Below are 13,781 nucleotides of genomic sequence, written 5' to 3' on the forward strand. Positions count from 1 at the left end.
AAACGCGCGGGAGGGACCGCTGTGAGCGTCGATACTGCCGATGACCCGGTGCAGTTCGATGATGTCACCGGGTCCGAGTCCGATACCTTCCCGAAGCCGCGTGCGCACGGTGCCGCGGTGATGAATCATCTCGCCGATGTCCAGGAGCCGAACGCTGGCCGGAGTGCCGATCGCGGGACGCTGTACGATCGGTCGCTGTCCTATTGGCGCGAGCACGTCGGAGACCGCGACCTCGAGCCTCACGTAGCCGTTGAAGACTTCGAGGCTGATTGGTTGCCGTCTGGTGACTACGCCTTGGTCCTCACGTCGTCGCGATGGAAGGCCGGTACCGGCCGCGGTGACGACTATCGAGCGTACTACGAACAGCACTTGAAGCTCCGCGAATGGGGAGCAGAAGACGATAACGGCGAGCGTGATCTTCGAAAGCCACCGCTTGCGTTACACGTTGAGATCATGCCCCAGTTCCGCGAAATGGTCTACAAGAGCGGTGATCCCCTTGAGTGCCCATACGGCGAGGGAACGCGGTTGCTCGCCTGGACGACGTGGGCGGAAGATCCGTTCGAGATGGAGCGCCGGATGTACGATGCACTTCGAGCAGTGTACGGTGCTGACGCAGTGGACCTTGATGATCGCGTCGACGACGCCCGCCGGCTTCCAAAAGCCGAGGCGCACATTCGGTTCCACATCGATAGGAAGAACGCGCTCGTCGAGACGCTCGACCAATCGAAGCAGCTCATCGATTGGGGCGGCGAGTCCGAGATCGAAGCTCACCAGCGACGCCAGAAAGAAGGCTGGCTCGAGGCGCTCGTTGAGAGTGACCGCTGGCACCTTCTCGGATTCGATCCGAAGCGCTACAGCACGGAGATGAAAATCTACCAGGCGAACCAGTGGCACAAGAAGTCGCGCAGTGATCCGTTCCACCACCCGAAGCTCGAGGCCTCGTACGCGGGCGTCGATCGGGGAGAACTCCCGCACGTTTCCGAATGGGACGAGGTACTCGACCACCTTCGGACGGTCGTCGCGACGCATGCACGATGGGCTGGAATCGAGCGGTCGGACCTCATCGAGGATGATTTCTTCGATGGGCCGATGTCCCCGCCGTGGAAGTTCGAGCGACCCACAGGACGCCGTGAGATGCTTCGTCAGCGGTACGAGGATCTGGCGACGGACATCTATCGGGAGGCACTGAAGGAGTCGACCACGGCCGTCTACGACATCCTTCGGGTAATCGCTGAGCACGACGGGGCGACCTACGACGCCCTCGAGGAGCAGACGGGCCTGGCGAGATCGACGATTCGGTACCACGTTCGTCGACTCGCTGAAACTGGCGTCGTCTCTCGTGAAGGGAATCCAGTGATGGTATTCTTCGTCTCCCGCATCGTCTTGGAGCGAGCGCGCGAGATCTTGCGGGAAGTCCATCCGGGAGACACGGCGGAGCAGCAGGACGAACGCGCCGAGGAACGCCGTGAGAAGCGCGAAGGTGGTGACGACCAGACAGACGCGGACGACGAGGAAAGCGACGAGAGCGACGAGACGGAGACGATCGGCTTCGAGTACCTCGAGCGGTTGAGCGCGTCGATCCACGACGTCGCCTACCTCTTCGAGCGCGATCAGCTGGACGATCGCGACGTTCGGGTGCGGGCCGACGAACTCCCGCCGCCGTTGCAGTAGGCGGTCGTCGGTCCGGTTTGCGTCGCTGAATAGCGGCAGTACTCGCGTTCTCTTCTTTCTTTCACCGTTTCCTACCTGTCTCATTACACACCGAGTCAATACGTCTGTTTCCCGAGCGGTATTTTACTTTCACCAGCCTGTTAATGAGCGGTCTCGGCGAACGCTGGGCCAGTTTCGCGGTTTCGCGCGAAAAATAGAACCGGCGAATCGCGGCTTGTATGTCGCGTAATCGCTGGTATCAGTGGTTGGCGCGGGTATCGGGGTTGCCGGGTACCCCTACGGTAGGTGCCCCTAAGGGGGCAGGGTAATTGCGCGGCGCGCAGAGCGCGTGCCGCGCTAGCGCAAAGATCAGTCGGCCGGTTCAAGACAGTAGAGCGGCGCTTCCCCATTGGTAGGATGAGTCAGGACCTCGATAACCGTGATTGTCAGATATACCTACGAGGGTTTATCAGTGAAGCTAGTGCCAGACATAGTGTCATGCGACATTCTCAGTCAAAGGAAAGCCGATAAGAGTTGATCTAGTACTGCTAATAATATAGGCGATGTAAATAACACAAGCAAGATAGTGTATGAAATTACAATAATAATCTGTTTTGTACTATGATCGATTTCATACAAGGCATGCCAAGATACGAATATTGTACCATAGAAAAACAATAAGGCACCACCCACAAGTTCAATATTTTCATTAATGAAGGCAAAATATGTAAATAGTAGGACGATACTCCCTTTCAACACTATCTTCCAAAAATAACCGGTCTCTCTAGCCAAATATTCATCAATAAATCTTATGAGTTTTTCCGCACCACGTTCTAACATTGCCGCTGAAAAAGATATTACGAAAAATTGAACAAATGTCGAGTATCGATCGTCTGATATCGGTATGTAATCTATTATTGGGCTTAATATGAGGGCTATGGCCATGATTGACAGTATTGGCACGAATTGTGGATTCTTTAGTAGTTTAACATATACGTTGGTCGGAAGTTCGTCTTTGTGTTTATAATTCCTGATTATTTTCTCATTTTTATTCTCTACTCGAGGTCGCAAATCAAGAATGCCCTGATGAATTATTGCTATAAAACACAACATAAATGGAGTTGCCAAAAATAACAAAAATATGCCTACTGAATTCATTATCTCGAGTTATGAATGGCTTTCTTCGGTAGTGTGATTGTGATTAAGTTGACTAACGTTCCAAGTATTTCCGGTTCTGCGATCATTCACCAGTTTGTAATTATAGAAGGTATATAAATCATAATTCCCACTCTCTATCCTTTCTTCCTACCTCCGTCCCCCCTCGGGGTTGCACGTCGGCAAAACCGGTTTCCCGAATATGCACACGAGTTCGAGCAGACCGTGTGCATATTCCGGGCCGATCGACACCACGAGATAGAATTCTTCTCTGGTGGGCCGACAGGTTCGTCCGGGTTTGGGCCGATATGGGCCGTTCAGTGAGTCGAAAAAACTAGGATTTCGGGGGTCGTGTGTACGAGTATGCGAATCCGAACGGACGGTGACTACGCGTACCGACGAGACGCTATCGAACGTGCAGCCGACTTCTACGACTGTAACAAGACGAAAGCGGTCGTGAGTGCCTGCGACGACGTGCCGCATTTCGTCCAGGCGGCTCGCCAGGTACTCGCCCGTGATGATCTTACCCTCGAGCAGCGCCGGGAGATCGCCGAGACACTATCGACGAGAGCAGTGAGTTTCGAGGTCGACACCGAGATCGTCGTCGACACCGATTAAAAAATAGAGTCGATCGAGATTTTCGCCTGTTTCGTGTCCCGGTGATCGCCACCGCCGTGCCACGTGAGCAGCGGGAGATTCGACGCTTTGCACATCTTGTCCTTGACGATCGTGCAGCCGGACTGTCCATGCGGCCGGTAGACGACGAAACAATACCAGCCGTTGTGTCGACGCAACGTGTCGTGATAGGCTTTGTAGACCTTGAAATTCCCCGGCTGGCCGTCTGAGTGTTCGAGCATGGTCGATTTGATTTCGACCGGCGTTCCGTTCTGAAACCGCGCGTCGTGCCAGCTGGCCCGCTCGAGAGAGAAGCGCCGCTTTTTCGCCATCCGTTTCTCACACGCTGTGCCGAAGTGGTTCGCGCGTTTCGATCGGTTCATTTCTCACCTATCGATACTCCGATTGTTCACGCGTCGCGCTCGTCGCGCATCTTTATTTATTTCTCCGCTTGGTGTCGGGAACGAATAGCAGGCGATGGGCTGCGGTACGCGGCCCTGTCGGGCCGCGCCCATAGCTACAGTAAAGGGGTGGCTGTTGCCGTTGGCAGGTTGCCAACTGGACGCCCTCATGCGATTACCTCCTCGACCTTGCCAAGGGTTTCAGCGTGCTTTCCCTCTTCCCGATATTCGTTCCAGCGAGTTCGGACCCATTCGCGGCTGTACGGCACAAATTTCTCGACTTCGCGGTTTGGCATTCCCTCCTCTTTGCACCTGATGACGGTCCAGATTGCCGTCTGTCGGGCCGCCTCACCCGCCTCCATTTCCTCGGTTTCGTCGCCGTACTGCGACCAACTCCAATCGCTCGCTTCCTTCGTGTTGTACCGGAAGTCCGTCGGCGGAACGCCTTCGATCTCTCCCTCGATGTCAGCCAGTTGCGCGTTCCGAATCGAGTCGGCGATGACGGCCTTCTTCTTGCTCACCTTCTTGACGATCGTCCCGACGCGCCAGAGCATCGGATGGATCGACCGCTCGCCGTGTGCGATGTAGATGAGTGCACCGCCGTACTTCCGGATCTTGTAGACCAGCGGGGCCATTTTCTTCCGCGTCTCATGTCCCTGCTTGCCCGTCCCGCTGGCGGCGCTCGAGAACTCGTCGCCGATGTACAGTTTGTCTCGTTGGCTGTGCTCAAGTGGGTCACCGTCTTGCTCGACCCATTCCATGAGTGTACCGTAGTCTCCGATCCAGCCGTCCTGTACGTCGCCGTCGTCGTCTACCCAGCGGTCTTTCTCCTCGAGGGACTGGATGTTCGTCCCGAGGAGGGAGTTCTCCTGATGGAGCGCTCGCCACCGCTGTGCGAGCAAACAGGCGAAGTCGGTCTTTCCCGCGCCCATCTCGCCCAAGACGACGATTACCGGGGCCGGGCCGTTGATAAGTTCGTCCACTGTTCCGATCGCCTTCAGTCCGCTCACGTCCGCTCGCTTTGATGTGTCTCCGACGATGTGCTTGATAGTCGGCATATCGCCGTTTTCCATCGCTCTTCGGAAGGTTTCAGTTCCCTCTACCAGCCGGATCTGACGGTGCTTTTCGAGGTCTTTGCACTGACCGGGCATCTTGTCTGGCCGGTCGGCGTCGGTCGGATCGTAGTGAATCGATCGAACCGACATTGCTCGAGAGATATTTTCGTCTCGAACGATACCGCCGTGGTCGGCGATTTCGCGGTTCTCTCGCTCTCCGTAGCCATCCTGATATTCCCGTGCTTCTCCGGTGACGTGTAATGCATTGTCATCAGTCATGTGCTGGCCCTCCATCGGTAGCAGCCGCCTGCTGGCTTTCCTGATCGAACGTGATGGGGTCAGGGTCTGTCGGATCAAACTCCTGCTCGTACTCGCCGAGGTCGCTGATCTCGTCGCTACTCCACTCGTTGGCGTCCTCCTCGGCCGCCTCGAATCGGTCCTTCACGCTTGTCTTCTGGGTCATCAACCCGCGTTCGTCCGCCTCCGCGTGCGCGTTGATCGTGTCGCGTTCGATTTCGATTCCCATCCGGCTGATTCGCCCGCGCAACTTGTTGTAGGCGATTGCCGTCTCGACCAGTTCGCCGTGGATGTCCTCGAGCATGGCTTTCACCGTGACCAGTTTCGAGTCTGAGAGTTGCGAGAAGTAACATCCGGTAACGATGAGCGTGCCGTTCTTACCCTGGTCCGGGTGCCAGTCGAACTCTCGAACCTCGTATGCAGATTCGTCGTTACAGCGGTACGGAGACGGTCCCTCGACCGTCTTCTCATCCCACACGCCTGGTTCGACGTACAGTTTCCGGCGGACATCGTCGACGGCGTTGATGTGGTGCACTTCGACCATATTCCGGTTGCGGAGCCGACGCGCTCCTGTAACGAACAGCCCGAGCAGCGGCGGCCCAAGAAGCAACAGTGCCGCGAAGATTCCCTTCGTAACTGGCGGCACTCCTGGGATCTCCGGGCGAATCCAGAGTAGCGCCGCGCCGAGTGAGACGGCAATGCCAGCCACGAGTAGCTGGCCTTCGGCAAGCAGGTAGGTCAACCGGTCCGACCAGCTGCCGAACGTTGAACTCGTGTCCCCGCTCATGTCTCGATCACTCCGCTCTCCTCGCTGCGGACGACGTACGCGGCACCGAGGGCCGCGAGTCCGGTCGTCATGATGACGCCGGTAAATAACCCAGATTCACCGCCGAACGTGCGGAAGGGATTCGATTCGGCCGTGCCCACACTTACAAACGCGCCAGTCCCCTGTTGGAGTGATCGTCGCGTCGCGATCGCGACGCCCGTTCCCTGCCGATCGGTGACCGGCATGGTGACCGTGTTCGATCCCTCGTCTAACTCCGTCTCTTGGTAGTTGAAGCTCCCCGTGCCCTCTTCGAAGTCGCCGGCTTCGGTCATCGACACTTCTGTTTCCGATTCTGCCTCGATCTCGATCGTGAACATTCCTGGTGCGTATTCCCAGTCGGTGATCCGAGTGCCGCTGTCGATCTCTTGGAGATACTCGTCGGTCGCTTCGGCTGTCGTCTGGTTGTCCTCGAGCGACTCGTTGCCCTGGTCGCTCGTGTTGCCGGGGTCCTCCTGCGCCGCGATCGGGACGGCCGCCACGCCCATGCCCATCGCGAGCGCCACCGCTGCCACTGTTACGAAAACGAAAATCCGTCTCATCTCACTCACCCAGTCCCGGAATCATGTCGGTCACGAACCCGACGACAGCGAGCACAGCGACGGCGATAATTCCGAGTCCGATCAATCCACCGCCGTCGCCACCGAAGAACGTCGGCAGTCCGAGACCACCATCACCTCCTGTTTCCTCGATGATGACTTTCGTCGTCTCCTCGCGCGTCTCCTGTTCGCGGTCGGCCGCGTCCTCGGATCTCTCCTTGTACGTCTGGAAGTCGTCACTCGGCTCGACTTGATCGGGCACGTTGAACTCGAGGTACTTGGCGTCCGGTTTCTCGTTAACTCCGAGAACCGTGAACGAGTCTTTCAGATGGGGTACGACAACCGTCCCCTCGTCCTCTGGCGTTATCGTGTCGTCCGCGAACGGATCAACTTGATACGAAGATGAGTCAGACCCGTCGTGAGTGATCTGAACAGAGTCTCCGTCAGCTATGTCCATCGAGACGGCCGTTTCCGAGGTCGTCCCATCCTCGTCGGTGACGTAGAACGTCGTATGGCCTGCAGAGACATCGATCGTCGCCTCTCCGTCCGAGTTGACCGAGTGCGTGGTATCGCCGCCCTTCACGTCGATCAGAGCATCCGATATCGCAGTCCCTGCCCCATCGACAACTGTTATCGTCACTGTTGCCGTCTTTGATTGCGTCTCAGGGACTGTCCGCAACTCTCCAGCCATGTAGAGACGACCAATCGTGTTATCGGGGTTGATTGAGTCTCCTACCGGCAGTCCTTCGTCTGCCGGATCTGTCCAGAATAATTGACCCTCGATTTGGACGCCGTTCTCGAGTTCGATCACCGCGGCGTCGCTGGCCTCGCCCATCCACATCGCCCGGAAGATCCCTGCGGCTTCCTTCCAGCTCGACAGGTCGCCGTCGCGGGCTTCCTCAAGGATCGCCGAACCGCTTGAAATCGAATGCACGTCTATCTCGCCGTCGACCGCGGGCTGATAGAGGTTCGAGACCATCGTCTCGACGTGGGTCAGTTCGTCGTCGAGAATCGTCAGAAGCTCGTCGTGAATTTTCCACCACTCATAAGAGTCGAGCATATCGATGGTATTGCCTGACTCACGGTCTTTCGCTGTCAGGCCCCAGTAATAGTTGGAGGCCGATCCGGTGTAATTCCCGTCAGCATCGAAGTTTTGGAGCGGACTGACTGACGGGGAGGTTGATCCAGATGCCTCCGACCACGGGACAAGAGTTGATCCAGCGGTCCCGACGTTTATGATCGACACCGGGTGAGTCTCGCCATTGACGAGTTCAGCAGTGCCTTCGTAGTCCGTAGATGTCGATTCCTTGGTAATCTCCTCCGAATTCGACTCGAGGTCTCCATTCCCGACCCATCGGAACACGTCGAAAACCTCGAGATTCGAGTCGTCCGCGACTAGCGGAGATCGGTTCAGGACTTTCGTCACTTGCGCCGAATAGGCGTCGAAAAAGTTCGCCTCGACTTTCGCGAACGCATTCCGCACGGCATCCTTCGCGTTCGATTGAGCGGTTGACTCCCCCGCCTCATCGGAGGCAGCCTGCATAATCTCGAATGCAGCATCCGAACGGGATAGTTGCCGGAGCGACGACACGTCTCCCTCCAGTGATTCCATCATCGGTTCTTGGACCATTTGCATCTCGTTCGCATCCGTCCAGATCCGATCATGGAGCTCATTCGACCGCTTTTCGAGAATCTGCTCGGTCGAATCGTCGCTGCCGGTTGCGATCGCGCCGACCACAATCCCCGCGATCGCCGCACCCGACGCGAGTGTCGCGGCCGTCGCCAGCGCGATCGCTCGCGCTCTCCCGATCGGAGAGAACTGGGGAACAACCCGATCGCCGACGAGCATCATGCCGCCTAGGGCGGTCCCGGTAGCCGCCGTCCGGCGGAACAGGTCACGTCGAGTGAGTGAGACTGATTCGCCGGACTCGACCTCGTGATCCGTGGGCTGTGGGCCGGCCGACATCAGGCACCTCCCGCGCGCAGACGAGTGGCTAGTGCTACGCCGATCGCCGAGATCGCGGCGAATGCCCCGAAGCCGGGCGACCCGTCGAGCCCGCCATCGAACCAGCCGCCACCGATCGACTCGTCATCGGCCGCGACGTAGGCGCTGTCAACGTTGTTCTCGTTCCCGACCGTCAGGATGGCCCGATACTCGCTCCCGCTTGAGAACACAGTCGAGTTCAGATTGTACTGGTCGGTGACCGTGGCGTTCGGGTCGACGGTCCAGGAGTCTTCCAGGACGGGCGTCGCGCTGGCCCCGCTCTGGTTGAACTCAGATGCGTCGTAGACGGTCAACTCGGCCGTTTCGCTCGATGTGTTCTCGAAGCTATTCGCGAAAACGATGTCGGCTTCGACGTATTCGGTTTCGTTGCTCGTTTCGACTGTGCGGTTCTCGATTTCGTCATTCTGGGCGGCCGCAACGCCAGCGAAGCCAGCAACGCTGATCGTGACGAGTACCAGTGCTGTGACGACTGCGACCGTGTATGATTTCGAAAATTCCATTGTAAGCCTCCGTATCGATTACTTGTAGGCAATCAGGTAGAACGCGGCTCCGTTCAGGAAGACGGTGAACCAGCCGACGTACCACATCGACTCGAGCGCGATCGCGACGGCCGGGACCAGCGCCCCGAGTACGTTCAGGATCACCGCCAGCAGCATCACGACCGTCTCGACCTCGGTATAGTCTTCAGGCGTGTTCTCGTTGGTCAACCATCCGATCACCAGGACACCCATCGAAATGATGAACGCGTAGGTGACCTCGGTCCCGTGGGCGGCATAGAGCGCGTCCGAGAGCGAGAGGTTCAGCGGCTCGCTGAACTGCAGTGTGCCGACCGCCCCGATCGAGAACGACGCCAGGACGAAGATCGGCGCGAGGATGCTGTCCGTCAGATCAATACCGTCTTCCCGACGAATCGTGTCGGGAACGTACTTCTGCGGTAGGCTGAGTGCCATACTTCCCCGCCTGGAACCCCCCTGCACGAAAACCTCAGCAAAACCGTGGCACGGCCTTGGTGACACCTTGGTATCGCCGATAGTCACCAACCTTTATACGAAGGCGGGTTGCCCGCCGGATATGGCACTGAACAAACTCCGAAAACTCGATCAGAACTCGCTCGGCGTGACGCTCCCTAAAGACGATCTCCGTGTTGAAGGACTGCTCGACGAGAACGGCGAGTTACAAGACGAGCATCAGATCCACATCCGCCATGTCGACGACGGCGAATGGAAACTTGAACTTATTAAAGAAATTAGAGAGTAATAACCTCTACGTGTTTATGGTGACGGCTCAGTGTCGTATTCTACATCAAATGTAGTTATCTGACTTTCACTATCTCCGGAAACAGCGATAATTCTTAATTCAGCAGTGTCACCGTTACTTCTGTCGAAGCCTGCATCATAATTTGTGGAGCCATCAAGATCAGATTCGTCTGTTAAGTCGATAGAATCTCCGGTTCCATCAAACGTAAACATACTTGACTTATCAACAGCACTACTACCATCATTGAATACGTTAGTATCTGACCGGACAAAGAACTTATCTGCATCACCGGTATCAGAGAGCGTGAGAACAATCTCACCATCCTGGTAGTCAATATCACTGTCAACAACGGCATTAACCGGTCCATCACCCATACTGTCACCCATATCTAACACGAATGCCGCGATCACAGCTGCGAGAATGACAGTGATTGCGACCATTAAGATAACCCCGATAACGGGCGATACTGCGCGCTCTTCTTCGTTGCCAATCAGCTTGGCGCGGTATTTTGTAAGATCCATTGTTTGCTTTGGATTTCGTTTGCGCACCCACCAACGGTGAGAAGACTTATTCCGGAAACCCTGGTAGGCACCCGGTGACGTTCGAGGGGGTTGGAGATCGTATCCTCGATCGTCGTCTTCTCGTCGTCTTCTGGTGCTGATAGCAACCAGTAGAGTACCGGTATATATAACTAATCGATAGTGTACTCTTTTGGGTCACATCAGGAACTCCATGGGTTTCAGATCTGATAATCAGTGGTCCGCAGAAACCTTACAGCACCCCCTTGAACCGACTCCCTCTTGCGGTTTGGGGATTTGACGAGAGAACGGTAATACCAAAGCCAGTTCAGTCCTACGAGTTCCACATGACAGGGACTGTGTTCGTGACCGCTCGCGATCTCGCGCGCACCTACGACGGCGGGGCCTACGAGAACGCGTGGGAAGCGGTCGAGCAGTACCGCGAGGCAACCCGCTATGCGAACACACACGATGCCGGTTCAGGCGCTACCGCGTCGGCATTGGATCTTCCGCGTGGTCGGCTTCGCACCTGGATCGACGACGGTGGGGCACCGGATGTCGTCCACGGGATCGACACCGCACGCGAGTATGGGTGGCTCGAGTGCACACTCAATGACAATGTATTCACCGGGCTGAACGCGCTGGTTGCGAATATCTTCTCGGGCGGCGCGATTGCCGAACAGTACTATCGACCTTCGTTCGCGCTGAACCACTACGGCGCGGACTCGCACGTGATCGATGCACTCGAGCTGGTCGGCGTCGACTACGAGATCGTCGATGATCGGGACGGTCGCGCTGATGAGGCTCGTCCAACAGCGGATGGGACTGTCCTTGGGCGTGTACTTGCCGTACTCGGTGCTCCCGTCGGGCCGAAAACCAGCCAGCAACTCTCACTCCCGAGCTATCTCGTGGCCGGTTCCGAAGAGGTCAGTGAGACGTTTGTCTACGCGTATCTTGAGAACCGGGCCGTCTATCACGACGGGAAGGACACTCTGACGATCACCGAGGAACGAAACGATTCGTACCTGTCTGGACTGGCAGCGCTCATCAACGAGATTGCAGGCGGCGGCGTCACACGCGGCGAGGAATCGATCACGATCTCGGCTGACGCAGCTCGGTCGCTCGGCACAGTTCGGTAGTACGATTGAACCGGCTTCCACAAGCGAAAGCGTAGCTACACCAAGTGCCCGGGTCTATTCTTCTAGCTCCTCGGCGTCGAGTTCTCCCGTGAGATACGCCCGGCCACGGTCAGTAATTCGATAGTAGCTTCCGTTGACCTTCTCGATGAGGCCAGCCTTCTGGAGCTTGCTCATTCGTCGCGAAACCCAGTTTCGCGAATAATCTAAATTGATCGCTGTCACCGCGGGAGAGAGAATGAGATCGGACTCATCGAGTATCTCGAGAATCCGATTATCGGTCTGGTTCATCCACTCAACCCGCGGACGCATACCCGCTCATCGTAGTCTCGCATTTAACAGATAGCGAAACCTGTTTCACCAAATTACGTTCGGTGTTCGGTAGAACACGGATTGTTGGGTTAGAGTTAAGTTCCCCCCGTGTCTGGATCGGAGCAACGGAAGTCAGACGGACCCGCCGGTACCCGGTCGGGTTCTCGTCAGAAACGCGGACCCGATGCTTGGGACATCGGCCCGCCTGGCCTCCGTATTTCAGCTACGGAAGCATGCAATCGCTCGACGTAACGGGGGATAAAGCCCCCGATCGGCAGTATCGATTAGGCTACGGCCCACAGCCCACGGCCGAGCCAAACGAGTTCAGAACCACTTCCGGAAACGGAATCGGAAAGAATCGGAAATTATCGGAAACGCGCGAGAGTGTCCAGAACGGCCGAAATTCAGGTATACTGATTTATCGGAAAGAATCGGAAACGACCCTGCAACGATTAAGAAGTACCCGTCCCTTCGCTCTAATCTACCGACGGACAGCGACCGCGCGCGCCCCCGAGAACCAATCAACGGCGCGCACGGTGAGTCCGCGGTCCCACAAGTGTGAGACCATGACGAACCAGACACGCGACCACAGTAAGCGTATCGCATTTTGTAACCAGAGCTGCGCGTCCGGGGTGAATCGATGAGAACTGACCTCGAGCCGATGGCGCCGCGCGAAGCGGTCAACATGTGGATCGATCGGTTACAGTCCACGCGGGCCGACGAGACGCTAAAGAGCTACCGTTACCGGTTGAAGCCGTTCCTCGAGTGGTGTGAAAAAGAGGGAATCGATAATCTGAACGACCTCACTAGTCGCGACGTTTTCCAGTTCGATTCGCACCGTCGCGCTGATGGGCTACAAGTATCGACACTAAACAACCAGATCGGTACTCTCAAGCAGTTCATCCAGTTCTGTGAACGGATCGACGCAGTCCCGGCTGGGCTTCCGACGAAGGTCGAAGTCCCATCCGTTGACCTGGCCGAACGGGTCAACGACGAACTGCTATCCGCCGATCGCGCCGCAACGATCCGTGAGAACCTCCACCGATACGAGCGCGCGTCTCGCCGGCAGGCGATGTTCGAACTGCTCTGGCACACCGGGTGCCGACTCGGTGGGCTTCGCGCGCTCGACCTCGGCGATTGCTTCTTCGATGAGTCGGACCTCGAGCGGCTTCGGCATCAGGACGACATCGAGGGTGCCGCCCTCGATGCGGTTGAGGTTCCGTTTGTCTACTTCCGGAATCGACCGGAAACGCCGCTGAAGAACAAACGAGAGGGAGAGCGCCCGGTTGCAATCGATCGGGACGTAGCGGACAGAGTACAGGAGTATATCGGCGTGAACCGGGTTCATCGACCCGGTTCGAACGACCGCCAGCCGCTGTTCACGACGGAGAAGGGAGACAACGCCAGGGTATCGAAGTCGAGTATCCGGCGTGAGATCTACATTCTGACGCAGCCGTGCCGGTGGGGTCGCTGTCCGCACGATCGTGACACGACGAACTGCGAAGCCCTGGAACACGGGAAAGAAGCGCGGTGTCCCTCGAGCCGGTCCCCGCACCCGTTGCGTACCGGTTCGATCACGCACATGCGCGACCAGGGCTGGCCGCCCGAAGTTGTTGCCGAGAGAGTGAACGCCACCCCTGAAGTGATCAGGGAGCACTACGACCACCCCGACCCGATTCGGCGGATGCAATCCCGCCGCGAGTTCCTTACGGAGGATTCAGAATGAGTACAACCATCGATCAGAGTAGCGTGCGCAAAAGGCGAATTGTTGACCTCGGCGGTCCCACTCGAAATTATCTAAGTGTTCAACTCCTGGCGGTTCAGGGGGTTGAAACGCCCGAAAAACCAATTCTCGGTTTCGGTATATCTCTACATAGCAGACAATACAAGAGGGGCGGGCGGCGTGACCATCGCGCCGTAACTAATCGCTTGCTGTACCCTTGAGACGTGATTAGAACCCATTCCGTCGCCCTATCACTCTGCAAACGCAATTGGTGAACGGTTCGTCTAGTCGCTGT

At 57.0% G+C, this 13,781-nt stretch carries 15 protein-coding genes; 5 read left to right on the plus strand and 10 right to left on the minus strand.

The features are described from left to right. Positions 1 to 21: 21 nt before the first annotated feature. Positions 22 to 1,671 carry a winged helix-turn-helix domain-containing protein gene (locus SM755_RS17655; protein WP_323173806.1) on the plus strand — a complete coding sequence of 550 codons (1,650 nt, stop codon included), beginning with the start codon at positions 22 to 24 and terminating at the stop codon, positions 1,669 to 1,671. A gap of 492 nt (positions 1,672 to 2,163) precedes the next feature. Here SM755_RS17655 and SM755_RS17660 read toward each other — a convergent pair whose 3' ends face one another. Further along, complete coding sequence (locus SM755_RS17660) at positions 2,164 to 2,613, minus strand: hypothetical protein (protein WP_323173807.1); 450 nt, start codon at positions 2,611 to 2,613, stop codon at positions 2,164 to 2,166. Between the two features lie 555 nt (positions 2,614 to 3,168). Here SM755_RS17660 and SM755_RS17665 point away from each other — a divergent pair. Next, the gene (locus SM755_RS17665; protein ID WP_323173808.1) at positions 3,169 to 3,423 is read left to right on the plus strand and encodes a hypothetical protein; all 255 of its coding nucleotides are present in this window, start codon (positions 3,169 to 3,171) and stop codon (positions 3,421 to 3,423) included. Here the strand turns inward: SM755_RS17665 and SM755_RS17670 are convergent. The 7 genes from SM755_RS17670 to SM755_RS17700 form a co-directional block, all read right to left on the minus strand. Beyond that, entirely contained in the window at positions 3,420 to 3,803 is a 384-nt protein-coding gene (locus SM755_RS17670) for a hypothetical protein (protein WP_323173809.1), read from the minus strand. The genes SM755_RS17665 and SM755_RS17670 overlap by 4 nt on opposite strands. Before the next feature lie 185 nt (positions 3,804 to 3,988). Further along, a complete protein-coding gene (locus SM755_RS17675; protein ID WP_006826071.1) occupies positions 3,989 to 5,155 on the minus strand; it encodes a hypothetical protein in 1,167 nt (388 codons plus the stop codon). Next, positions 5,148 to 5,960: a hypothetical protein gene (locus tag SM755_RS17680; RefSeq protein WP_323173810.1), complete on the minus strand. Its 813-nt coding sequence runs from the start codon at positions 5,958 to 5,960 to the stop codon at positions 5,148 to 5,150. The genes SM755_RS17675 and SM755_RS17680 overlap by 8 nt, the downstream gene beginning before the upstream one ends. Then, entirely contained in the window at positions 5,957 to 6,538 is a 582-nt protein-coding gene (locus SM755_RS17685; protein ID WP_323173811.1) for a hypothetical protein, read from the minus strand. Before SM755_RS17685 ends, SM755_RS17680 begins: the two co-directional genes overlap by 4 nt. A 1-nt stretch (position 6,539) precedes the next feature. Beyond that, positions 6,540 to 8,501: a hypothetical protein gene (locus SM755_RS17690; protein WP_323173812.1), complete on the minus strand. Its 1,962-nt coding sequence runs from the start codon at positions 8,499 to 8,501 to the stop codon at positions 6,540 to 6,542. Beyond that, positions 8,501 to 9,040, minus strand: a complete 540-nt coding sequence (locus tag SM755_RS17695) for a hypothetical protein (protein ID WP_323173813.1) — start codon at positions 9,038 to 9,040, stop codon at positions 8,501 to 8,503. Before SM755_RS17695 ends, SM755_RS17690 begins: the two co-directional genes overlap by 1 nt. Positions 9,041 to 9,058: 18 nt before the next feature. Then, positions 9,059 to 9,490: a hypothetical protein gene (locus SM755_RS17700; protein WP_006826076.1), complete on the minus strand. Its 432-nt coding sequence runs from the start codon at positions 9,488 to 9,490 to the stop codon at positions 9,059 to 9,061. Positions 9,491 to 9,611: 121 nt separating this feature from the next. Here SM755_RS17700 and SM755_RS17705 point away from each other — a divergent pair, with 121 nt between their 5' ends. After that, the gene (locus tag SM755_RS17705) at positions 9,612 to 9,797 is read left to right on the plus strand and encodes a hypothetical protein (RefSeq protein ID WP_323173814.1); all 186 of its coding nucleotides are present in this window, start codon (positions 9,612 to 9,614) and stop codon (positions 9,795 to 9,797) included. Between the two features lie 14 nt (positions 9,798 to 9,811). Here SM755_RS17705 and SM755_RS17710 read toward each other — a convergent pair whose 3' ends face one another. Continuing rightward, positions 9,812 to 10,318: a type IV pilin N-terminal domain-containing protein gene (locus tag SM755_RS17710; protein WP_323173815.1), complete on the minus strand. Its 507-nt coding sequence runs from the start codon at positions 10,316 to 10,318 to the stop codon at positions 9,812 to 9,814. 344 nt (positions 10,319 to 10,662) lie between these two features. Between SM755_RS17710 and SM755_RS17715 the strand changes: the two genes are divergently transcribed. Then, entirely contained in the window at positions 10,663 to 11,454 is a 792-nt protein-coding gene (locus SM755_RS17715) for a hypothetical protein (protein ID WP_323173816.1), read from the plus strand. 54 nt (positions 11,455 to 11,508) lie between these two features. Here SM755_RS17715 and SM755_RS17720 read toward each other — a convergent pair whose 3' ends face one another. After that, on the minus strand, positions 11,509 to 11,763 hold the full coding sequence (locus SM755_RS17720) for a winged helix-turn-helix domain-containing protein (RefSeq protein WP_323173817.1): 255 nt from the start codon (positions 11,761 to 11,763) through the stop codon (positions 11,509 to 11,511). Between the two features lie 640 nt (positions 11,764 to 12,403). Between SM755_RS17720 and SM755_RS17725 the strand changes: the two genes are divergently transcribed. Then, positions 12,404 to 13,489 (plus strand): site-specific integrase, encoded by a 1,086-nt coding sequence (locus tag SM755_RS17725; protein WP_323173818.1) that lies wholly within the window; start codon positions 12,404 to 12,406, stop codon positions 13,487 to 13,489. The last annotated feature ends 292 nt before the right edge of the window (positions 13,490 to 13,781 follow it).

The organism is Natrialba sp. PRR66, from assembly GCF_034808065.1.
In the GTDB taxonomy this organism is placed as follows: Archaea; Halobacteriota; Halobacteria; order Halobacteriales; family Natrialbaceae; genus Natrialba; species Natrialba aegyptia.